Consider the following 21,925-nt stretch of genomic DNA (forward strand, 5'->3'; position numbering starts at 1 on the left):
GCCGGGAGCCCGCGCCATCAGCGACAAGGAGCCGTCGCCGGGCTCCGAAAGGCCGGTATTGCCCTCGGGTACGCGCGCCGCGAACACCCTGTGCATGCCGCCGTCGATGCCGGTGTTGGTCCGCGCCACCGGCGTTCCCTTGGCAATCAGCCGTGCGGTCTCGGCGAGGTCGGTGGCCTGTTTTTCGCGCACGGCGTCGGCGACTTCTTGTGGAATCACGTAGGCTGGGCACTTGGCAGAGGCATCGAACACCAGCTCACGCGTCGCGTTCGGCGGCTTGGCGGCATCGAACACGTATTTCTTTTCGCAGAAATCGACCTTCGGCTCCTGCCGCGTCACCTCGAAATGATCATTGCCTTCCTTGATCATCTTCCAGAACGGCATGTTCGGGTTGTTGCGGTGCTTGGCCATGTTGGCCGGCGTCATCTTGAACGGATAGGCCTGCAACTGAAACGACTTCTGGCCGCCGAAGAAGGATTCGCGGCCCAGCGAATAGATTTCCGCCATCTGCTCGTCGGTCATCGCGTAGCAGCCGCGCGAGGAGCAGTCGCCATGCACCATCAACTGCGAGCCGGTACGGCCGAGCGCCTTGTCGAAGGCGTTGGGATAGCCGGTGTTGAAAGAGAGATAATAGGCCGACTGCGGGTTCATCTGCGCCGGCGAAATCGAATAGAAGCCTTCCGGCGCCTGGCGGTCGCCCTCGCGGACCTTGGGGCCGAGATCGCCCGACCAGCGGCAGATCGGATAAGTCTTTAGCAGCGCGAAGCGGCCGGAGCGATCCTGCTTCCAGATTTCGAGTTCGGCTTCCTGCTTGAACAGCCGGACCAGGATCGGCGACTGCAGGTCCATGTCCTTCGCCGCCATGTCGGCGATCAGTTTTGGCGGAACCGGCTGATTGGCCTTGGCGTTGTTGGCAAGTGAGATGTCGTCGGTGTTGCAGCCGGCCATTAGTAGGCCTGTGCCCGCGAGGACAGCCGACGTGAGAAGCGCGCGAACCAGCGAGCGGTTAATCAAAGGCTAAGCTCCACACCCACCGGGCATTTTCGCACCCCAAATCACAGCGAACATGCCCTGAAGCCATTGCATAAAATAGTATCCTTTGACCTTCCGCGCCGCAACCCGAACGCGATGAGCCAGCCGCTTCCACGGCAGGCATGGTCAACAGAGTTTAAAGACCGGGGTCTGGGCCTAATTAGGGCCGAATCAGGTGATTCGGCGAAATAAAGCACCATTAAGGCGGCGTTAACGATTGGGATGCCGAGCCGGTGACCTCGCCGCAAGGGGAGGCATCGGCTTATCAGCCGAGCTTGCGGCCGATATCGAGGAATTTCTGCCGTCGCTGCCGGCGGATGCTATCCGAGTCCAGATTGCGGAGGTCGTTGAAGGCCTCGGCGATGGCATCGCCCGTGGCCGAAATCATGGCGGCCGGATCGCGGTGGGCGCCGCCGGCGGGCTCGTTCAGGATCTGGTCGATCACGCCAAATCGCAGCATGTCCTGCGCCGTGATTTTCATGCTGGTCGCGGCTTCCTGCGCCTTGGTGCCGTCGCGCCAAAGGATCGAGGAGGCCGCTTCCGGCGAGATCACGCTGTAGATCGCGTGTTCGAACATCAGCACCTTGTTCGCAGTGGTGATGGCGATGGCGCCGCCTGACATGCCTTCGCCGGTGATGATCGCCACGTTGGGAACGCCGAGTGACAGGCAGGCATCAGTGGAGCGCGCGATCGCTTCCGCCTGGCCGCGTTCCTCGGCGCCGATGCCGGGATAGGCGCCGGCGGAATCGACGATCGACAGCACGGGAATGCCGAAGCGGTCGGCCATCTCCATCAGGCGGACGGCCTTGCGATAGCCTTCGGGGCGGGCCATGCCGAAATTATGCTTGATGCGGCCCTCGGTAGAGGCGCCCTTTTCCTGGCCGACCACGCAGATGCTCTCGCCGCGGAAGCGGCCGAAGCCGCCCATCAGCGCCTCGTCCTCGCCGAACTTGCGGTCGCCCGCCATCGGCGTGAATTCCGTGATCAGCGTGTTGACGAAATCGGTGAAGTGCGGGCGCTGCGGATGGCGCGCCACCAGCGTCTTCTGCCACGGCGTCAAATTGGCGTAGAGGTCGGCCAGCGCCTGCTGCGCCTTGTCCTCTATGCGCGAAATCTCATCGCCGATGTCGCTGCCGGACGCCGCCAGCGCGCGCAATTCATCGACCTTGGCCTCTAGTTCGGCGACTGGTTTTTCGAAGTCGAGATAGCTGCGCATCTGATCCGGCATCAAGACAATATAGGTAACAACGCGCTATGAGGCGAAGCGGTTTTCGGTTCGCTCCGGGAAAGCACGCATCTTCAATGATTTAGCGCACATATCGGTCCGGATGACCCGGTTTGCCGAAAGCGCGCCAAACAAGCCGCGGCGGGAAACGGCTCTTTCGGGGGAGACGGCCCGGAAGTCAAGGCGGGCGTGCGACGAAGTTTACTTCTCCGCCAGCGGATGCAGGTCGCGCACCAGGCTTTTCAGCCGTTCCTCGACCACATGGGTGTAGATCTGCGTGGTGGAGATATCGGTATGGCCGAGCAGCGTCTGCACAATGCGCAGGTCCGCGCCGTTATGCAGCAAGTGGCTGGCAAAGGCGTGGCGCAGCACGTGCGGCGAGACCAGCCGCGGCGCCAGGCCCGATGCCGCCGCCAGTTCCTTCAGGTCGCGCGCAAAATGCTGCCGCGTCAGATGGCCGCTCTCGCCGAAGGAAGGAAACAGCCATTTCGAAGGGGCGGCGCTATTCTTCTTCTCGGGCCTGAGCGCTTCCATCGCGGCGAGATAACCTGCCATCGCCTGCCGCGACGCTTCGTTGAGCGGCACCAGCCGTTCCTTGTTGCCCTTGCCGCGCACCACGATCATTCGGGCGTCGCGGCGCGCGGCCGACAGCGGCAGCGCCACCAGCTCCGAGACGCGTAAGCCCGTGGCGTAGAGCACTTCCAGAAGGCAATACAGCCGCATCGCGCGCAAACGTTGCTGCGGCGAAGCGTTCTCGGCCTCGGTCAATTCCTTGGCCCGGGTCAACATGCGGTCGACATCCGCGATCGACAGCACCTTCGGCAGCCCGCGGCCGCGTTTCGGGCCGGACAGGATCGCCGCCGGATCGTCGCCGCGGATCCGTTCGTTCAGGAGGAAACGGAATAAGTGCCGCATCGCCGACAGCCGGCGCGCCACGCTGGAGGATTTGAAGCCGCGGGTGTCGAGGTCGGCAAGATAATCCTGCAGCACATCGGTTCCCGCGCCGGCAAAATTTTGCCGCTTGCGGCCGAGAAATTCGGAAAAATCCGTGAGGTCGCGGCGATAGGCGTCGAGCGTGTTGTCGCCCGCTCCCTGTTCCGCCGCGAGCATGTCGAGGAACAGGTTGGTCAGTTTCGTGTCTGAAGGGGTGGTGCGCATTCGCTTTGATAGCGCATGATCGGGGCGGGACGGAGACTTTTCAAACCCGCGCTCAGAGATTGCAGGGAAGCTAGGGCATCGGGCTGATCGCGGTGGCCTGCGACCAGACCACCATCCATTGCCCATCGCGATGTTCGTAGGTGTCGGTGTGCCAGTAATCACCTGGCGCAACCCTGTGGCCGCCGAACACCACTTCGAGCCTGGCGCGATATCGGATCACCGCGTGGCTCTGATGATGTCGCACGGCGATGGGTCCAGGCTCCCAGGCGAGATATTTGATCTGCCCGCTCGCAATCGCTCCCAGATAATCCTTCTTGGACAAGGCCATTCCGATCGGCGTAATCAACTGGAACTCGGCTGCATGAAGCCGCCCGGCCGTCTCTATGTCGCCTTCGACCAGCGCGCGAAGTCGGGCGCGCTCGGTGTCGCGGATGAATTCGGCTTCGGGCGATGGGTCCTGATCGGCCGTATACGTGGACATTACACGTTCTCCTTGATCGCGTGATTCGTGAAAGGGCTGTTGTGGTCGGATCGGGCGGCAGCGGCCGATCTATGCTGCTGCGATTAGACCGTGGCCGATCAGGCTCTGCGCAGTGGCGCGGATGCAATCCTCGTCGGGCCGCGCTTTCCAGTTCAGTATCCGCTGCGCCTTGGCGGCGCTTACGCTGAGGTCGCGGCTGAGCTCGTGAACGATCATGCGCGAACGCGCGCTGAAGGGAGCCATCGCCCTCACCATCCAGTCGGGCACTTCACCTGATGGCAAATGCGCAGCATGCGCTGGAAACGACCTTGCCAGCACCGCGGCCAATTCTCTCAACCAGAAAAACCGCCCGCCGACGATGAAGCGCTGGCCGGACGCGTCCGGGTGGGTCATTGCCCGGACATGGGCGTCGGCCGCGTCTCGCACATCGACAACCGAAAAGCCGAAGCGCGGAACACGCCGGAGCTGGCCACTCATCATTTGCCTGATCAGCCCAACCGACGTGCCGTGTTCCGGGCCGAGCAGCGGCCCAAAGATGGTGGCAGGATTGATGACAGCCAGATCAAGTCCGGTTTCCTTCGCGAGGGTCCAAGCCGCCTGCTCGGCCAGCGTTTTCGACCGGTAGTAGGGCGTCGCCCGGGCGCTGGCCGGATCGGTCCAGTCGTTCTCGGTGAAGGGAGCCTGCCCGTTGCCATGATTGGTGGCTGCGATCGACGATGTTAGCACCACCCGCGCTACGCCGGCTTCGTGGGCCGCGCGCAGCACACGAAGCGTGCCGTCCCGCGCGGTTCGGATCATTAGGTTCGCGTCCTTTGGCAGGGTCGCCGGAAAAGGCGAGGCCGTGTGAATTACGAAGCGGCATCCCCTAAGCGCGACATCCCATCCGGCATCGGAGCAAAGATCCGCCTGTACAAAGCTAACTGCTTCGGTCGCCGTATCGGGACAAAGCTGGCGCCTGATCCTGTCGCAAACGCCAATGCTGCGCACACTGCCTCGAACGTGATAGCCGGCTGCCAGCAATTGCTTGGCGATATGTCCGCCGAGGAATCCGCTGATACCCGTGACGAGAACAATGGCGGGCGCGGGGTCGTTCAATTTGGAAGGCATTATCAACTCCTCGGGTCTGCGAAGTGCTGGACCGTGCCCTCATTAGACACTCAGACAAATATTGTCTATTTGTTTTTGACGACTTGGACGAAAAGTGTCAGATTGCCCAGATGGATCAGAACGACCAGAAATCCGACGCGATTCTTGACGCGGCCCTACCGGTTTTCGTGCGCCACGGTTTTCGCAAGACGTCCATGGCCGACATCGCGCGTGCGGCACGCATGTCGCGCGCGGCGCTTTATCTAAGCTTCAGTAGCAAGGAGGAGCTGTTCCGGGCAGGGTCTGCGCGTGCGCATGCCCGTACCATGCAGAACGTCGAGGCTGCGCTCGCGGCCGACGGCGACGTTTTCAGCCGGATCGAGTCGGCGCTGGCAGCTTTCCAGCGAGAACTGGTTGCGCCATTCGCAGGCAGCGCCGACGCGGCCGAGCTGTTCGACGTCAACATGACGTTGGCCAGGGACATTACCCTTGGGGCGCGGGCCAGGCTGGTGGCTCTGCTCGCTCAAGTTCTGTGCGACGCAGAAGCATACGGCGCCATATCCTTGCAGGTCGTCGAGGCCAAGCCTGCCGACGTGGCCGGCATGATCGTCGCGGCAATAGAGGGCATTAAAGACGCGACGAACGCAGGGCAGAGCCTGGACGAAGGCACGCGACTTTTCATGCGCCTGCTGCGTGCAGCGCTAAGTCAGAATGTGCCGAGAAGCTGACCGAGCGGTCGCTCCAGGGCTCACCTCTTGAGGAACTTGTCTGCGGGGATGGTGACCGTCATTTCCCGGGGCTTTGGGTTGACGAAATTCGCCAGCGCGAAAATGGCGCCATAGAACACCCCGGCGATGATGCCGACGACCGTCAGAAAGCGGAACAAACTGGGCATAGGGGGCTCAGGGCGGCGAATTAACCAATGAAATCATCCATCATGTTCCTGTTCCCCTGGCAAGAGTCTCTGGCGGGGGCGTCAATGGGGGTAGTATAGGTGTCGCAGCGCGGAGCAAATCCCGCAAAAGAGCAGAGTTTTTGATGTCCGAGACCGCCGCAGCGGCGCAAACGAACCCCACCCAGGATGCCGACATCACGTTGGCGCTGGGAAGGCGTTCGGTCGTGCTGGTCGGCATGATGGGCGCCGGCAAGTCCACCATCGGCCGGCGGCTGGCGGCCCGGCTGCGCCTGCCGTTTCTCGACGCCGATATCGAGATCGAGGCGGCGGCCGGGATGTCGATCCCGGACATTTTCGAAATCCATGGCGAACCGCATTTCCGGGACGGCGAGGCGCGGGTGATCGCGCGACTGCTCGACAGCGGCCCGGCCGTGCTTGCCACCGGCGGTGGCGCCTTCATGCGCGAGGAGACCCGCAACCGCATCCGCGACAAGGCGGTCTCGATCTGGCTCAAGGCAGATGTCGACATCATCATGAAGCGGGTCAAGCGCCGCGCCGACCGGCCGCTGTTGCAGACCGAGGATCCGGTTGCGACCGTCAGCCGCCTGCTCGAAGCACGCGAGCCGGTCTATCGGACCGCCGACCTGACGATCGCCTCGCGCGACGTGCCGCACGACCGTATCGTCGACGAATGTATCGATGCCCTGCGCGCCCGGCTGTGCGCCGGCGCTCCTTCTGCCCAGCCGACAACCGACGGGATCAGCGTTACGCCATGACTGCGCCACTGAAACATTCCGCCGCCATCACCGTCGAGGTCGCGCTCGGCGAGCGCGCCTATGACATCGTCATCGGCCGCGGCGTGCTGGCCTCGTTCGGCGCGCGCGTTGCTTCCTTGAGGCCGGGCGTGCGCACGGCCATCATTACCGACCGTACTGTCGCTCGAAACTGGCTGGAGCAAACCGAGGCATCGCTTGCCGAAGCCGGGATTCCGACCTCGCGAATCATCGTCGAGGAAGGCGAAGTGTCGAAAACCTATGCCGGTCTCGAAAAAGTCTCCGAAGCGCTGATCGCGGCGAAGATCGAGCGCAACGATCTGGTGATCGCGCTCGGCGGAGGCGTGGTCGGCGATCTCGCCGGTTTCGCGGCGGCGATCCTGCGCCGCGGCGTCGATTTCGTGCAGGTACCGACCTCGCTTTTGGCCCAGGTGGATTCCTCGGTTGGCGGCAAGACCGGCATCAACTCGCCGCAGGGCAAGAACCTGCTCGGCGCGTTTCACCAGCCGGTGCTGGTCGTTGCCGATACATCGGTATTGGATACGCTGTCGCCGCGCCAGTTCCGCGCCGGCTATGCCGAAGTCGCAAAATATGGCGTGCTCGGCGACGACGCCTTTTTCACCTGGCTCGAAGCCAACCACGCCGACATCTTCTCCGGCGGCGCGGCGCGTGAGCACGCGATCGCGACCTCCTGCCGCGCCAAGGCTGCGATCGTGTCGCGCGACGAGCGCGAAACCGGCGAGCGCGCTCTGCTCAATCTCGGTCATACCTTCGGCCATGCGCTGGAGGCCGCAACCGGCTTCTCCGATCGCCTGTTCCATGGCGAAGGCGTTGCCGTCGGCATGGTGCTGGCGGCGGAATTTTCCGCGCAACTCGGTATGATCTCCGGGGCCGACGCCGCCCGCGTCGAACGCCACCTTGCTTCCGTCGGCCTGCCGACCCATTTGCAGGATATCGCAGGCTTTGCGCAGGAGGGGCTCGCGGATGCCGACGCCCTGATGGCGCTGATGGCGCAGGACAAGAAGGTCAAGCGCGGCAAGCTGACCTTCATCCTGCTGCAGGCGATCGGCCGCGCGGTGGTCGCAAACGACGTCGAGCCCGCTTTGGTTCGCGGCTTCCTGCAACAGAAGCTGGCGGGATGAGGACGAGATTGTCCGCGCGCATTGTGGGCGACACGTCGCGCAGGCCCGTGGCCGTCGCCGCGAGGCAATCATGAGTTCGACTGCATTCAATCTGCTGCTTGCGTTCCTTCTGCTCGCCGCCAACGCGTTCTACGTGGCGGCCGAGTTTGCGCTGGTGAAGAGCCGCGGGTTTCGCATCAGGGCGATGGTCGAACAGGACCGGTTCGGCGCGCGCCTGCTGCACAGCATGATGGGTAACATCGAGGCCTATCTGGCGTGTTGTCAGCTCGGCATCACCATGGCCTCGCTCGGCCTCGGCTGGGTCGGCGAACCCACCGTTTCGGCGCTGCTCGAACCGTTGCTGCTTCCACTTGGGATGTCGGAAGGTACGCTACACTTCGTGTCGTTTCTGGCTGGATTCCTGGTATTCTCCTCGCTGCACATCGTGATCGGCGAGCAAGTACCGAAGACGCTCGCGATCAGGGAGCCGATGCCGGTCTCGCAATGGATCGCCTATCCGCTCTATTTTTCCTATCTGGTATTCTGGCCGCTGAACTGGCTCCTCAACAGCGCGTCACGCGGAATTTTGCGCCTGCTCGGCGTGCAGGAATCCTCGCAGCACGAAATCCTTACCGACTCCGAGATCGAGGGGCTGGTGGAAGAATCGGCTGAGCACGGCGGGATCGAAAGCGGCGAGGCCGAATACATTCAAAATGTCTTCCGCTTTGGCGACCTGGCCGTGTCCGACGTCATGGTTCATCGCACCGCGATGGTGATGATCAATGCCGATCTGCCGCCAGACGAACTGGTGAGCGAGGTGCTGGCGACCGAATACACCCGCATCCCCTTGTGGCGCGACAAGCCGGAAAACATCATCGGCGTGCTGCACGCCAAGGATTTGCTGCGTGCGATCCGCGCGTCCGAAGGCGACACCTCGCACATCGACGTTTCGGCGATCATGCTGCCGCCCTGGTTCGTGCCGGAGATGCGGCCCTTGTCCGAACAGTTGAAGGCGTTTCGCCGCCGCAAGACCCACTTCGCGCTCGTCGTCGACGAATATGGCGAGGTCGAAGGCATGGTAACGCTGGAAGACGTGCTGGAGGAAATCGTCGGCGATATTTCCGACGAGCATGACGTGGTGGTGGCCGGCGTCCGCATTCAGGCCGACGGTTCCGTGGTGGTCGACGGCTCGGTGCCGATCCGCGATCTCAACCGTGCGATGAACTGGCACCTGCCCGACGAGGAGGCAACCACTGTTGCCGGGCTTGTGATTCACGAGGCGCGTTCGATTCCCGAGCGCGGACAGAGTTTTACCTTCCACGGTTGCCGCTTCCGCGTGCTGCGGCGTGAGCGTAACCGCATCACCGCGCTGAAGATCACGCCGCTGCCGCGCGAAGCCGAAGATCCGAAGCCGAAGCGGGCCGGGACGGCGTTTTGAGCGTCGGCGCCATAACGGCGTCAGCTATTCAATATCGATGGTGACGCCGCTGAGCTTCCATTGGCCGTCAGAGGGAATGAACCCGAGCTGGTACTTCACCTTTTTCGGAGTGGTGTCGAAACGGCCCTTGAGGCGCAGCACGCCCTTCTCGTCGATTTTGGCTTCCTCCTCGGGAATGACCGGGCTGGCGACGATCGCGTCGAACACAGCGTGCTTCTCGACCAGGTCCTTAAAGACGGCCCGCAGCTTCTCGGGCGGAAACTGATCACGGAACGGCTTTGAAATCTTGGCGTGCAGGACCGCGAAATTATCCGACGCCACCGCATCGTTGAGCGTCACCAGAATGCTTTTGATCAGCACTTCCTGGACAAAGGGGCTCGGCATATCAAGCGCGTGCGCCCTGATCGAGGAGACCGCAACCAGCAAGACCACGGCGGCGGCCCATTTGAAGTGTGCCCAATATCGCATCGGACGGATCCATCGACCTGCGATGGCGTCGGGGGTCAGCCCGACCCGCGTCCGAACGGAACCGGATCCATCGCTTCGGCGATTGTCTCACAAAGACCAAAGCGGTTCTACCGGCTCCGCCGATCTTCACACAATGCTGGCCGACCACGTCATGTCAGGTAGACGATGGCTTCCGCGAGCAACCGTTCGGGCGGGTGCGCCGACGTATCCAGCGTCAGCCTTGCATCGGTCCAGGCTTCATAGCCGGTGCGCCGTTTCTCGACCTCGGCCCACGTGATCTCGGTCATTCCCTCGATGGCGCGCATTCGCGCTTCGATACGCCGGCGGTGCGTCGCCTCGTCCATGCAAACGCATTCGATGATCGGAAGGCTCGCGCGATATTTTGCGGCGAGGTTTCGCCATGCAGCGCGCGGCGCCTCGACCGGATTGACCGCATCGATGACCACGGAATGCCCCAGCCGCAGGTGCTCCTCGGCCAATGCTTGCGCGATGGCGTAGGCGGCAATCCCCGTTTGATCCCGGGGCAGGCCGCCGCGCCACATCGCCGCCTCGATCGGATCGATGGAAAACAGCGGCAGTGAAAAATGGCGCGAAAGCCCTTCTGCCAGCGTGCTTTTCCCAGAACCTGGGAGCCCCGCCAAGATTACGAGCTTTTGCGACATCATCGGACGCTCATTGCGGCAGGTTTGCCAGATTACCGGCCGGCGGCTTCTCCCGGCGCCTGCGCCTTGATGGCGAGCGCATGGACGGAGCCGTTGAGTTCCGCCTCCAGTATGGTGTTTACCATGCGATGGCGTTCAATCCGGCTCTTCCCTTCGAAGGCCGGAGACACAATATAAACCCTGAAATGCGTTTCGCCGCCCGGCCGGTGGCCCGCATGGCCCTCATGCAGATGAGATTCGTCCGTAACGTCGAGGCTTTCCGGCAAGAAAGCTTCACGCAACTTGTGTATGATAGCGTCCCTGGTGCTCATGATGGCGGCAGATAATTCTGTATCCGCTTTTCGTCAATGGCGCATCCGAATGGAGGTATTCGCAATGTCAAGACTTGAAGCCTCGGGCATTGCGTAGTCAAAGTCAGCCATGGCAATTGATTCATCCAAATTCTTCGATTCCATTCGCATCAAGCCCAACAAGCTGAGCGCGAAGCAGCAGGCGCAGGCGCGCGAAGAAGCCGCCATGTGCGAATGGGCGGGCTGCCAGAACAAGGGGCCGCACCGCGCGCCCAAGGGCCGGGAGAACTCCCGCGAGTATTGGCACTTCTGTCTCAACCACGTCCGCGAGTACAATCAGTCCTACAATTTCTTCCAGGGCATGAATGCCGATGCCGTCGCGCGCTACCAGAAGGACGCGCTGACCGGCCATCGCCCGACCTGGAAGATGGGCGCCAACACCGCCGGCAAGAAGGGCAAGCAGCCCGGCGCCGAGGACTTTGACGGCGCTGCCGATCCGTTCAGCATGTTCTCCGAACTCAACGGCCGCGGCCGCTGGCGGCCCGGCCCGGGCGCCGAAGCCAAGGTCGAAACGCGGAAAGTGATGAATGCCGAGCGCAAGGCGCTGCAGGTCATGGGGCTCACCGCGGAAGCCACCCTCGAGGACGTCAAGGCCAAGTACAAGGCGCTGGTCAAGCAGCATCATCCCGATGCCAATGGTGGCGACCGCTCCACCGAGGACCGCCTGATCGAGATCATCAAGGCGTATAATTATTTGAAGACGGTCGTCCGCGGCGCTTAGTTTTCGTCGTCCCTGCGAAAGCAGGGACCCATACGCCGCGGCCTCTCCACTTTAATTCCGCTGTTCGACGGTTTTCGCGCAACTACATACGCCTGTGGTTATGGGTCCCTGCCTTCGCAGGGACGACAGCGGAGATAGTGGCTCCGCTGTTGCCTTCAAACGCTTTTGCCCTCTCACCCAGGCATCGCCCCGATATACGCCGAACTCGGCCGGATCAATCTGCCGGCACGCTGCTGCTCGCGGGCATGCGCGGTCCAGCCTGCTGCACGGGCCACAGCAAAGATCGGCGTAAATGCCTGCCGCGGGATTTTCAGCGCGTCGAGCAGGATCGCCGTGAAGAACTCCACATTGGTGTCGAGCGGACGGTCCGGATTTTTCCGCCGCAGCGCGTCGCGGATATAGGCCTCGACCTCGCCCGCAAACGGCAGGTCGGTGCCGTCACCGGCGAGCCGCTCGATCGCGCCCTTCAGCACGTCGGCGCGGGGATCGCGGACGCGATAGATGCGGTGGCCGAATCCCATCAGCCGCTCGCCGCGGGCCAGCGCGCTGTCGACCCACGGTTTGATGCGCTCGGTTGAGCCGATCGCGTCGAGCATTTCCAGCACCGGCTCGGGGGCGCCGCCATGCAGCGGGCCTGTCAGCGCGCAATAACCGGCTGTGACGGCTGCGAATAAATCCGCCTGCGTCGAGGCCACGACGCGCGTCGTGAAGGTCGACGCGTTCATGCCGTGGTCGCATACCGTGACGAAATAGGCGTCCAGCGCTGCCACCTCGCGCGCGTTGGGCTTGCGGCCGAGCATCATTGACAGCGTGTCGGCGGCGTGGCTCGCGGTTGGATCGGGTGCGACTGGGTCGTTGCCCTTCACCCGCTGGACCAGGGCACCGGCGATGACCGGAAACGCGCCGACGATCGTGGCCTCGTGCGCCAGACCCGCTTCCGCGCGCAGCCCAGCGATCGCCGCGCGAAAACCATCGACGATCGACAGCCCGCGCGTGATGCCGAGCAGATCCGGCAGCCTGGCGAAGGCGCGTTCGCGGCCCGCACCGAGGGCGGCCCGTACGGCGGCTTCGCCAACCGGCTGGCCGGTTCCACCACTCCACAGCCGGGCGGTCACGCCCTCAAAACCGGTCTTGCCGGCGAGGTCGCCGACCCGCTCGCCGGCGATGATCAGTTCGCCGCGCTCGCCATCGACATGGCTGAGCACGGTTTCGGCGGCGGGAATCCCGTCCAGGCCGATCGGGGTCTTCGAAAGCTGCATATTCATGAGGGCGCTCCTTTGTCGCCAGCAAAGGTCGGGCCTCTCGACAGATTGATCAATCTTGATTATGTAAATCAATATGAAAAAATCCGCCGGCCTTTATCTCTCGGCCCGCGAGGCCTCCGCCGAACTCGCGATCTCGCAGGCAACGCTGTACGCCTATGTCAGCCGCGGCCTGATCCGCTCCGAGCCGTCGCAGGATTCGCGCAGCCACCGCTACCGGGCCGAGGACATCCGCACGCTAAAGGAGCGGCGCGCGCCGTCGCCGGAGCCGCGAGGGCTGCGCAGCTTCGATGCCGATCTGCCGGTGATGGATTCGGCGGTCGCGACCATCACCGAGGACGGGCCGATCTACCGCGGCGTCAATTGCGTCGACCTCGCCGAGCGCGACACGCTCGAACATGCCGCGACGCTGCTATGGGATGTCACCGGCGTCGATCCCTTCGAACAGGATAATTGCCCGGTTGTGTCGGACGAAATGCGCGCCGTGGCTGAGGCTACACGCGGGGCCAACGCGATCGATCGGACGATCGCTGTGCTGGCGCTGGCGGCGAGCGCCGATCCGCGGGCATTCACCCGGGCCCCCGAAGGGCGCGCGATGCTCGGCGGCCGCATCATGCGGCTGGTGGTCGCGACCATGCTGAACGCCAGATCCTCGGCAAGTCAGCTTCATCTGCAGATCGCGCGGGTTTGGGCGCCGGAGCACAAGCACGCCGCCGATTTGATCCGCCGCGCACTGGTGCTGCTGGCGGATCATGAATTGAATGCCTCGACCTTCACCGTGCGCTGCGCGGCCTCGACCGGCTTGAATCTCTATGACGCTGTGATCGCCGGCCTCGTCGCGCTGAAAGGCCCGAAGCACGGCGGTGCCGGCGTGCTGGCGGCGCAGCTTCTGAAGACGCTTGCCAATGGCGAGGTCGCCCCCGTCATCCGCGAGCGCGTCGCGCTCGGCGAACGCTTCGCGGGCTTCGGCCACGGCGTCTACAAGCATGGCGATCCCCGCGCGCGGGCGCTATTGGAAGCGCTGGCGCGCTCCGGCGCCGACCGCAAACTCACCCACGAAATCCCTGACCGTATCGCGGAGGCGACCGGCGAGTTCGTCAACATCGACTATGCCCTTGCGGTGCTGGTGCATACGCTCGGCCTGCCGCCCGGCCATGAACTGGTTCTGTTTTCCATGGCGCGAACGGTGGGATGGATTGCGCATGCCTGCGAGCAGTTGCGCCATGGCGGGCTGATCCGGCCCCGCGCCCGCTATGTCGGTCCTGCACCAGGGCGGAGCCCGGCCCGGGCCTGACGGCGCCGCAGCGCCCAGACGCCGAGTGCGGCGATCGACGCCGCGAACACGGCCAGCATCCACAGATGTTTGCCGGTGTGCTGGTGGTGCGGCAGGCCGGCATATTCATGCAATGCCGAAACCGCGAGCACGCCCGGCAGCACATGCGCCAGCGCCCAGCCAAGGACCGCGGGAATATTGACGCCGAAGAAAAGCATCGGCTGCATCCCGAGCGCACCCGCCGTGACCGGCACGAAGGCGCGGATCGGCGGCACAAAGCGCGCAAAAAGGACGGCCAGCGCTCCCCAGCGGTGGAAGAGCGCCTCGCTCCGCGCCATCACGCCTGGATATCTCGACATCGGCCAGGCGGCCAGAATTTCGCGTTGCGCGCGATGACCGGCCCAGAACGCCGAGCCGTCGCCGAGTACGGCGCCGGCGATCGCTGCCGCCAGCACGCCCCACAGCTTCAGTTCGCCGCCCGGCACGAGCGCGCTCAGGGCAAGGATGATGGTCGAACCCGGCACCAACGCCCCCACCACCGGGATCGCCTCGAGCAGGGCCGCGAGAAATAGCGTCAGATAGGCCAGCCACGGATGGGCCGAAACGAATGCAATCACGGGATCAAGGAATGAAGTCACAACATTGCTGTCCGACGGGTGGGCTGTACTCAGAGCTACCAAGCCCAGGCAGAGGCTGAAAGTGCCGGTTTTGTGCCTGGCGGATGCCCAAGGCGGCAAAAGTGCGGCGTGATTCGCAGGGCAGCCCTCCAAAAACCTGATACACAGCCTATCTCAATGATAAGGCAACGGAACTTTGATTGTGCCGCGGGCTTCTGCCGGCCGTTGCTCTCTGATAGGTTTGCATTAGCCCCCATCCGCAGCCATTCAACAGATCTGGTTTCGGGAACGCCCGGGACCTCGGAGGATTGATGACGACCGCCGCCATGACCAAAGTTACTGAGCCTGCCGGTTTGCCCGATATGAAGGTGTCGGTCCGCCAGGTCTTCGGTATCGACAGCGATCTCGAAGTGCCGGCCTATTCCGAGGTTGACCCGCATGTGCCGGAAGTCGATTCGGACTACCGCTTCGACCGCGCCACTACGCTGGCGATCCTCGCCGGTTTCGCCAAGAACCGCCGCGTCATGGTCACCGGCTATCACGGCACCGGCAAATCGACCCACATCGAGCAGGTCGCAGCGAGGCTGAACTGGCCCTGCGTGCGCGTCAATCTCGACAGCCACATCAGCCGTATCGACCTCGTCGGCAAGGACTCGATCGTCATCAAGGACGGCAAGCAGGTCACCGAATTCCGCGACGGCATCCTGCCCTGGGCGCTGCAGCACAATATCGCGCTGGTGTTCGACGAATACGACGCCGGCCGTCCTGACGTGATGTTCGTGATCCAGCGCGTGCTGGAAGTCTCCGGCCGCCTGACGCTGCTCGACCAGAACAAGGTGATCAAGCCGCACCCGTCGTTCCGCCTTTTCTCGACCGCCAACACGGTCGGCCTCGGCGATACGTCTGGCCTCTATCACGGCACCCAGCAGATCAACCAGGGCCAGATGGACCGCTGGTCGATCGTCACCACGCTGAACTATCTGGCGCATGACGAAGAAGTCGAAATCGTGCTGGCCAAGGCGCATCATTACCGCACGCAGGAAGGCCGCGACATCGTCAACAAGATGGTGCGGCTTGCCGATCTCACCCGCAACGCGTTCGCCAATGGCGATTTGTCGACGGTGATGAGCCCGCGCACCGTGATCACCTGGGCCGAGAACTCCGAGATCTTCGGCGACATCGGCTTTGCCTTCCGCGTCACCTTCCTCAACAAGTGTGACGAACTGGAGCGGCCGCTGGTGGCGGAATTCTATCAGCGCTGCTTCAATGCGGAATTGCCCGAGAGTTCGGTGAACGTGGCGCTTTCGTAGTCGTCGGTAGTCGTCGTCCCTGCGAACGCAGGGACCCATACGCCGTGACGTTTCAGCAGCGCGACGGAGCCAGAGTTTGGAAGACAATGATCGCCGGTGGTTATGGGTCCCTGCTTTCGCAGGGACGACGGCGGTGAGGTGGCAATGACGACGTCGAACATCAAATTCCGGACCGGATCTAAGGAAGCACCGACCGAGCCGTTCAAGCGCGCGGTGACCTCCTGCCTGCGCGCGATCGCGAAAGCGCCGGAACTGGACGTGACGTTCGCGGCCGAGCGTCCCGGTCTCGCGCCGGGCAAGGCGCGGCTGCCGGAGCCCGCCCGCAAGATGACCAAGCGGGACGCGGCGATCGTGCGCGGCCACGCCGATTCGATCGCGCTGAAACTCGCCTGTCACGATCCCAAGGTGCATCGCAAGCTGATGCCGGGAAATCCGCAGGCGCGCGGCGTGTTCGAGGCGGTGGAGCAGGCGCGCGTCGAGGCGATCGGTTCGCGCCGGATGTCGGGCGTTGCGAAAAACCTCACCGCGATGCTCGACGATCATTTTCATCGCGGCAAATACGACGAGATCACTGATCGCGCCGATGCGCCGCTGTCGGATGCGCTGGCGATGCTGGTGCGCGAGCGGCTGACGGGGCTGGCGCCGCCCACGGCTGCCAGGAAGATGGTCGATCTCTGGCGCCCGGTGCTGGAAGACAAGATCGGCACCCGGCTCGACAAGCTCAGCCGCGTCACCGAGGATCAGGCCAAATTCGGTGATCTCGTGCATGACCTGCTGTCGGCGCTCGATCTCGGCGACGACCGCGATGCAGACGCCGATGACGATGAAAACGACGACGAGAATCAGGACGGCGAGAGCGACCAGTCCGGCGCCGAGGGTTCGCCCGATTCCGACGCCGCGCAGGAAATGAGCGCCGACCAGGCGCAGGCGTCCACCGACGAAATGTCGGAGAGCGCGATGGAGAGCGCGCAGGCCTCCACGTCAGACACCTTCGACGATGGCGAGCTCGGCGACGACGAGACGCCGGGCGAGGCGACGCGGCCGAATACGCGTGGCGCCAACGAGCCGCGCGGGCCGGAATATCACGCGTTCGCGCCGAAGTTCGACGAGGTCATCGCCGCCGAAGATCTCTGCGACCATGACGAGCTGGAGCGCTTGCGCTCCTATCTCGACAAGCAGCTTGCGCATCTGCAGGGCATCGTCGCGCGGCTCGCCAACCGGCTGCAGCGCCGCCTGATGGCGCAGCAGAACCGCGCCTGGGAGTTCGACCTCGAGGAAGGCATCCTCGATCCGGCGCGACTGTCGCGCGTGGTCACCGATCCCTATCATCCGCTGTCCTTCATGCACGAGAAGGAAGCGACCTTCCGCGACACCGTGGTGACGCTGCTCCTGGACAATTCCGGATCGATGCGCGGCCGCCCGATCACGGTGGCGGCGACCTGCGCCGATATTCTTGCGCGTACGCTCGAGCGCTGCGGCGTCAAGGTCGAGATTTTGGGCTTCACCACCCGCGCCTGGAAAGGCGGACAATCCCGCGAGGCATGGCTTGCCGCCGGCAAGCCGGCTAATCCCGGCCGCCTCAACGATCTCAGGCACATCATCTACAAATCCGCCGATGCGCCGTGGCGGCGTTCGCGCAAGAATTTGGGCTTGATGATGCGCGAGGGTCTGCTGAAGGAGAACATCGACGGCGAGGCGCTGGACTGGGCGCACAAGCGGCTGCTCGGCCGGGCCGAACAGCGCAAGATCCTGATGATGATTTCGGACGGCGCGCCGGTCGACGATTCCACGCTGTCGGTCAATCCCGGCAATTATCTCGAGCGGCATCTGCGCCACATCATCGAGGAGATCGAGACCCGTTCGCCGGTCGAACTGATCGCGATCGGCATCGGTCACGACGTCACGCGCTACTACCGCCGCGCGGTCACCATCGTCGACGCCGAAGAGCTCGGCGGCGCCATCACCGAGAAGCTCGCCGAACTGTTCAGCGAGACCCAGGGCGCCGCGCCCGTCACGGGCCACCGCCGGCCGCGCCGTCTGCATTCGTGAGAGCATGCGCACGCTCATAGGCCGCCGCCGCCTTCTGAAATATGCAGCGGCGGGGCTTTCGGCGGCAGCCCTGCCTGTGGCGGCGCTGGCGCAAACGGCCGTGCAGCGGCCGCCGAAGCAGAGCGTTCCCGACGAATTCTCGGTCAGTTCGCCGGTCTCGATCGACGTCAATGCCCGGCCGCTACCCTCGTTCGACACCCGCGACCGATCGCATGTGCGCTTTGGCGAGCTCGAATATCGCAGCGGACTCATTCTGACTTCGCGGTTTCGCGGCTTCGGCGGATTGTCGGGCCTGCGGCTCGACGCCAGGGGCGAGCGCTTTATCGCGATCAGCGACAAGGGAGGCTGGTTCACCGGCCGCATTGTCTACAAGGGCCGTGAGATGACCGGACTCGACGATGTCGAGGCGTCGCCGGTGCTTGGTCCCGACGGCAAGCCGATCACCTCGCGCGGCTGGTACGATACCGAGGCGATCGCGCTCGACGGCTCGCTGGTCTATGTCGGGCTCGAGCGCGTCAATCAGATACTGCGCTTCGACTTCGCCAAGGGATTTACGCGCGCGCATGGCGAGTTGATTCAGTTGCCGCTGGGCGTGCGCAAGCTGCCCTACAACAAGGGAATCGAGGCGCTTGTCGCGGTGCCGAAGGGCTTGCCGCTGGCGGGAACGCTGATTGCGATCTCCGAACGCGGGCTCGACGCGCAGGGCAACATCACAGCCTTCCTGATCGGCAAGACGATGGGGCTGTTCAGCATTCGCCGCACCGATAATTTCGACGTCAGCGACGCGGTGCTGCTGCCGTCCGGCGGGCTGTTGCTGCTGGAACGCAAATTCTCCTGGCTCGGCGGGGTCGGCATCCGCATCCGGCGCATTGCACTTGCATCCGTCGGCCCGGGCGCCGTGGTCGATGGCCCCGCGATCTTCGAGGCCGACCTCGGCAGCGAGATCGACAACATGGAAGGCATCGACGCCCATGTCACGCCGGAGGGCGACACGGTGCTGACGTTGATCTCCGACGACAATTTCTCGATGATCCAGCGCAATCTGCTGCTGCAATTCACGCTGGTGGAGTGACGGTGCCGGTGACGCGGCCAGCGATGAATCGCCCGGCAGGGTTGCAGCCGAAGCGGGTTGAGGAGCGCCGAGCGGCTCGCTAGACATTAAGGGTCGCTTTCCTCCCGGTCCGGATCCCTTAGCCCATGAGCGCTTTGTTTACCCCGATCAAGCTGCGCGGCCTTAACCTTGCCAACCGCATCATGGTGGCGCCGATGTGCCAGTACTCAGCCGTCGATGGCGAGGCCAACGACTGGCACTTCACCCACATCAATTCGCTGGCGCTGTCGGGGGCGGCCGCCTTCTGCATCGAGGCGACCGCGGTGGAGGCGACCGGCCGCATCACGCCGGGCTGCCTCGGCCTCTACAACGACGCCACCGAAGCCGCACTTAGGCCGATCCTCGCCTCGGTGCGCAAGCGATCGAAGGCCGCCGTGATGATGCAGCTTGCCCATGCCGGCCGCAAGGCGTCGAGCCACACGCCATGGGAGGGCGGGCAGTTGATCCCGGTGACTGAGGGCGGCTGGCGGGCGGAGGGCCCGTCGGCCATTCCGCACAAGGAGGGCGAGACGCCGCCGCTGGCGTTCGGTGCGGCGGGACTTAAGCGCGTGCGCGACGCTTTCGTGGCCGCAGCGCAGCGCGCCGAGCGGCTCGGCATCGACGCCATCGAGGTGCACTCGGCGCACGGCTATCTCCTGCACCAGTTCCTGTCGCCGATCGCCAACCGGCGCACCGACCAATATGGCGGCTCGTTGCAAAACCGCATGCGCTTTCCGCTCGAAGTGTTCGACGCGGTGCGCGCAGCGTTCCCGCATGACAAGCCGGTGGGATTGCGCGTTTCCTGCACCGACTGGGTCGAGGGCGGCTGGGATCTTGAGCAGACCATTGAATTCGCAGGCGAACTGAAGAAACATGGCGTCGATTGGATCGATGCGTCCTCGGGCGGCGTGTCGCCCTTGCAGAAGATTCCGCTCGGCCCCGGCTACCAGGTGCCGTTCGCGCAAGGCATCCGCGAGGCGACCGGCCTGCCCACCATTGCCGTCGGCCTGATCACGGAAGCCAGGCAGGCCGAGGAGATCGTCGCCTCGGGCAAGGCCGACATGGTCGCGCTCGCGCGCGCCATGCTCTACGACCCGCGCTGGGGCTGGCACGCCGCAGCCGAACTCGGCGGCGAGGTCTTCGCCCCGCCGCAATACTGGCGCTCGCAGCCCTCGACCCAGAAGGCGCTGTTCGGCGCGACCACGTTCGGGACGCGGTAGTTCTTTTTCTTCCTTCTCCCCTTGTGGGAGAAGGTGGCGCGAAGCGCCGGATGAGGGGTTCTCTCCGCGGAGAAAGACCCCTCATCCGTCTCGCTGCCGCTGCGCGTCAGCGATCCACCTTCTCCCACAAGGGGAGAAGGAAGTAAGAGTCGCTTCGCTCGCAATGACGCAACCAACTCAACCCATCTTCGGCGGCGCGTCGGCGGCGCGGACTTGCCAGAAGCGCAGCAGGCGGCGGGCGTTTTCGACCGTCAGCTTGCCGTATTGCTCTCTTGCTTTCGCCAGCTCATGGCGGCCCATCGAGCCGGCGGAGAAGCGGCTGTCGAGCACGGCGGCAACCGTTTCCCAGTTCAATCCGGCGACGCGGCAGGGGATCAGCACGCCGTCGTCGCGCAGGCTTTGCATCACCGGGCGGATCACCTCGATGCGCGAGCCGGAGAGTTCGGCGAGTGCCGCGATCGTCTCGGCGTATTTCCGCTCTTTCGCAAAGGCGAGCAGCGCCGGCTCGTTGAGCTTGCCGTGCTTGGCGAGCGCCGCGACGAAGCGGCGGGCCGCGTTGAAATCGCGCGTGCGCGACATCTCGCGGTTGGCGCCGGTGGCCGCGATCGCGATCGCGTTCCTGATTTCCTCAAACAGATGCGGCGGCGCCCGCGAGAGCAGCCGCGTTCGCACCACCTCGGTGGCGTTCTTCAACAGTTGCTGGCGCTGCTCGGCGGGGAGGTCGATACGAATGCCGGTCTCGACGGCCAAATCAGGATCGCTCTCCGCCTGCTTCAGCACGATGGCATAGCCGCTGGCCGACATCCGCGCGCCGGGATTGCTGACGAGCCGCCGGCTGACGGAGGGATAATGCCGCTTGAGAAGCGCATCGGTGACGATCTCGGTCAGCCACCAGCGCCCGGAGATCGCGAGCAGATGCTGCTCGCTTTTGGTCCCTGCCAGCTCGATCAGATCCTCGGCCGTCAGCCGCGCCGATTCGGTCAGCACGGGACGGGCGATCGAAATCTCGTCGTTGTGCGCGAGGCGGCGGATTACGGCCGGCGGCGCCTGCTTGATGGAGGCGAGCTGCGTGCTCATTTCGGCAAGCGCAATACGTGCGGAGACATCGGCCAGCGCGCGCAGCTCGATGGTCCGGATCAGCCGCTCCAGCACGTCGCCGAACAGCTCGATCTGCTCGCCGGAATAGCTTTCGGTGGACTGCAAGAACAGGTCCGTGACCTGTCGCAGCGCATCCAGATGTTTGTCCGTCGAGCCGGCCTTTATGGCCGCCTCGACCTCGTCGGTGATCGATCGTTCCAACATCGCTCGTCCTGAGCGTTTCAAGCCGGTTCTGGCAGCAGATGGACGGAGAATAGGGAGCAGAGTTGAACGATTCGTAAACCATTTGGGTCGCGAGGCGGCAGGATTGCGGCCGTAGGATTGCGGGGAGTCGGCCAATGGCCGAGTGGTGCGGCGGCGCCCACGCTATCCGCGCGCAAGGACCCATCACCGTAGGATGGGTGGAGCGAAGCGATACCCATCAACGCCTCTAATCACTCCGGCGATGGGTTTCGCTTACGCTCTACCCATCCTACGAAGGCGCGACGAATGAGCGCGATCGTCATACCCCGCGAAGGCGGGGTATCCAGTACGCCGCGGCCTATCGATCAATCGCCGAGGCCTCTGGGATACTGGATCACCCGCCCCCAGTGCGC

General features: G+C 64.1%; 22 protein-coding genes. 10 read left to right on the top strand and 12 right to left on the bottom strand.

Annotated elements, in window-relative coordinates; all coding sequences use genetic code 11:
• The 5 genes from CP49_RS36675 to CP49_RS36695 form a co-directional block, all read right to left on the bottom strand.
• The coding region (locus tag CP49_RS36675; protein ID WP_063791832.1) for a L,D-transpeptidase family protein at positions 1-1,014 on the bottom strand (1,014 nt) is incomplete at its 3' end.
• Positions 1,015-1,297: 283 nt separating this feature from the next.
• The gene (locus CP49_RS36680) at positions 1,298-2,260 is read right to left on the bottom strand and encodes an acetyl-CoA carboxylase carboxyltransferase subunit alpha (RefSeq protein WP_057854980.1); all 963 of its coding nucleotides are present in this window, start codon (positions 2,258-2,260) and stop codon (positions 1,298-1,300) included.
• Between the two features lie 198 nt (positions 2,261-2,458).
• Positions 2,459-3,415 (bottom strand): site-specific tyrosine recombinase XerD, encoded by a 957-nt coding sequence (xerD, locus tag CP49_RS36685; RefSeq protein ID WP_057854981.1) that lies wholly within the window; start codon positions 3,413-3,415, stop codon positions 2,459-2,461.
• A gap of 70 nt (positions 3,416-3,485) precedes the next feature.
• Positions 3,486-3,896, bottom strand: a complete 411-nt coding sequence (locus CP49_RS36690; protein ID WP_057854982.1) for a nuclear transport factor 2 family protein — start codon at positions 3,894-3,896, stop codon at positions 3,486-3,488.
• A gap of 69 nt (positions 3,897-3,965) precedes the next feature.
• Positions 3,966-5,003, bottom strand: coding sequence for an NAD-dependent epimerase/dehydratase family protein (locus CP49_RS36695; RefSeq protein ID WP_057854983.1), 1,038 nt, complete (start codon positions 5,001-5,003; stop codon positions 3,966-3,968).
• Positions 5,004-5,113: 110 nt separating this feature from the next.
• Here CP49_RS36695 and CP49_RS36700 point away from each other — a divergent pair, with 110 nt between their 5' ends.
• The gene (locus CP49_RS36700; protein WP_057855006.1) at positions 5,114-5,710 is read left to right on the top strand and encodes a TetR/AcrR family transcriptional regulator; all 597 of its coding nucleotides are present in this window, start codon (positions 5,114-5,116) and stop codon (positions 5,708-5,710) included.
• A 20-nt stretch (positions 5,711-5,730) separates the two neighbouring features.
• Here the strand turns inward: CP49_RS36700 and CP49_RS36705 are convergent, their stop codons facing one another.
• A complete protein-coding gene (locus CP49_RS36705; RefSeq protein ID WP_057854984.1) occupies positions 5,731-5,877 on the bottom strand; it encodes a hypothetical protein in 147 nt (48 codons plus the stop codon).
• Positions 5,878-6,020: 143 nt separating this feature from the next.
• Between CP49_RS36705 and CP49_RS36710 the strand changes: the two genes are divergently transcribed.
• The 3 genes from CP49_RS36710 to CP49_RS36720 all read left to right on the top strand — a co-directional run bounded on the left by CP49_RS36710 (position 6,021) and on the right by CP49_RS36720 (position 9,209).
• Positions 6,021-6,653: a shikimate kinase gene (locus CP49_RS36710; RefSeq protein ID WP_057854985.1), complete on the top strand. Its 633-nt coding sequence runs from the start codon at positions 6,021-6,023 to the stop codon at positions 6,651-6,653.
• Positions 6,650-7,792: a 3-dehydroquinate synthase gene (aroB, locus tag CP49_RS36715; RefSeq protein WP_057854986.1), complete on the top strand. Its 1,143-nt coding sequence runs from the start codon at positions 6,650-6,652 to the stop codon at positions 7,790-7,792. The genes CP49_RS36710 and aroB overlap by 4 nt, the downstream gene beginning before the upstream one ends.
• A gap of 70 nt (positions 7,793-7,862) precedes the next feature.
• Positions 7,863-9,209: a hemolysin family protein gene (locus CP49_RS36720; RefSeq protein ID WP_057854987.1), complete on the top strand. Its 1,347-nt coding sequence runs from the start codon at positions 7,863-7,865 to the stop codon at positions 9,207-9,209.
• A gap of 24 nt (positions 9,210-9,233) precedes the next feature.
• Here the strand turns inward: CP49_RS36720 and CP49_RS36725 are convergent, their stop codons facing one another.
• The 3 genes from CP49_RS36725 to CP49_RS36735 all read right to left on the bottom strand — a co-directional run bounded on the left by CP49_RS36725 (position 9,234) and on the right by CP49_RS36735 (position 10,650).
• Positions 9,234-9,677, bottom strand: a complete 444-nt coding sequence (locus CP49_RS36725) for a hypothetical protein (protein WP_057854988.1) — start codon at positions 9,675-9,677, stop codon at positions 9,234-9,236.
• Positions 9,678-9,826: 149 nt separating this feature from the next.
• The gene (locus tag CP49_RS36730; protein WP_156438861.1) at positions 9,827-10,342 is read right to left on the bottom strand and encodes a P-loop nucleotide/nucleoside kinase family protein; all 516 of its coding nucleotides are present in this window, start codon (positions 10,340-10,342) and stop codon (positions 9,827-9,829) included.
• Between the two features lie 29 nt (positions 10,343-10,371).
• Positions 10,372-10,650 (bottom strand): BolA family protein, encoded by a 279-nt coding sequence (locus CP49_RS36735; RefSeq protein ID WP_057854989.1) that lies wholly within the window; start codon positions 10,648-10,650, stop codon positions 10,372-10,374.
• 109 nt (positions 10,651-10,759) lie between these two features.
• Between CP49_RS36735 and CP49_RS36740 the strand changes: the two genes are divergently transcribed.
• Positions 10,760-11,410 (top strand): J domain-containing protein, encoded by a 651-nt coding sequence (locus CP49_RS36740; RefSeq protein WP_057854990.1) that lies wholly within the window; start codon positions 10,760-10,762, stop codon positions 11,408-11,410.
• A 173-nt stretch (positions 11,411-11,583) separates the two neighbouring features.
• Here CP49_RS36740 and CP49_RS36745 read toward each other — a convergent pair whose 3' ends face one another.
• Positions 11,584-12,675: a citrate synthase/methylcitrate synthase gene (locus CP49_RS36745; protein ID WP_057854991.1), complete on the bottom strand. Its 1,092-nt coding sequence runs from the start codon at positions 12,673-12,675 to the stop codon at positions 11,584-11,586.
• Positions 12,676-12,748: 73 nt separating this feature from the next.
• On the opposite strand from CP49_RS36745, the gene CP49_RS36750 reads away from it, so the two are divergent.
• On the top strand, positions 12,749-13,966 hold the full coding sequence (locus tag CP49_RS36750) for a citrate synthase family protein (protein WP_057854992.1): 1,218 nt from the start codon (positions 12,749-12,751) through the stop codon (positions 13,964-13,966).
• On the opposite strand, the gene CP49_RS36755 is transcribed toward CP49_RS36750, so the two are convergent.
• Complete coding sequence (locus tag CP49_RS36755; protein ID WP_057854993.1) at positions 13,924-14,583, bottom strand: DedA family protein; 660 nt, start codon at positions 14,581-14,583, stop codon at positions 13,924-13,926. The two genes, CP49_RS36750 and CP49_RS36755, sit on opposite strands and share 43 nt — an antisense overlap.
• 290 nt (positions 14,584-14,873) lie before the next feature.
• Here CP49_RS36755 and cobS point away from each other — a divergent pair, with 290 nt between their 5' ends.
• From cobS to CP49_RS36775, 4 genes are all read left to right on the top strand, one after another.
• A complete protein-coding gene (gene cobS / locus CP49_RS36760) occupies positions 14,874-15,872 on the top strand; it encodes a cobaltochelatase subunit CobS (protein WP_057854994.1) in 999 nt (332 codons plus the stop codon).
• A gap of 144 nt (positions 15,873-16,016) precedes the next feature.
• A complete protein-coding gene (cobT, locus tag CP49_RS36765) occupies positions 16,017-17,921 on the top strand; it encodes a cobaltochelatase subunit CobT (RefSeq protein WP_057855008.1) in 1,905 nt (634 codons plus the stop codon).
• Between the two features lie 4 nt (positions 17,922-17,925).
• Entirely contained in the window at positions 17,926-18,993 is a 1,068-nt protein-coding gene (locus tag CP49_RS36770; RefSeq protein WP_057854995.1) for an esterase-like activity of phytase family protein, read from the top strand.
• Between the two features lie 125 nt (positions 18,994-19,118).
• A complete protein-coding gene (locus CP49_RS36775; protein WP_057854996.1) occupies positions 19,119-20,231 on the top strand; it encodes an NADH:flavin oxidoreductase/NADH oxidase in 1,113 nt (370 codons plus the stop codon).
• Positions 20,232-20,408: 177 nt separating this feature from the next.
• Here the strand turns inward: CP49_RS36775 and CP49_RS36780 are convergent, their stop codons facing one another.
• Complete coding sequence (locus CP49_RS36780) at positions 20,409-21,533, bottom strand: DUF2336 domain-containing protein (RefSeq protein WP_057854997.1); 1,125 nt, start codon at positions 21,531-21,533, stop codon at positions 20,409-20,411.
• Between the last annotated feature and the right edge of the window lie 392 nt (positions 21,534-21,925).

Origin of the sequence: Bradyrhizobium valentinum (assembly GCF_001440405.1) — a bacterium.
Lineage (GTDB): Bacteria > Pseudomonadota > Alphaproteobacteria > Rhizobiales > Xanthobacteraceae > Bradyrhizobium > Bradyrhizobium valentinum.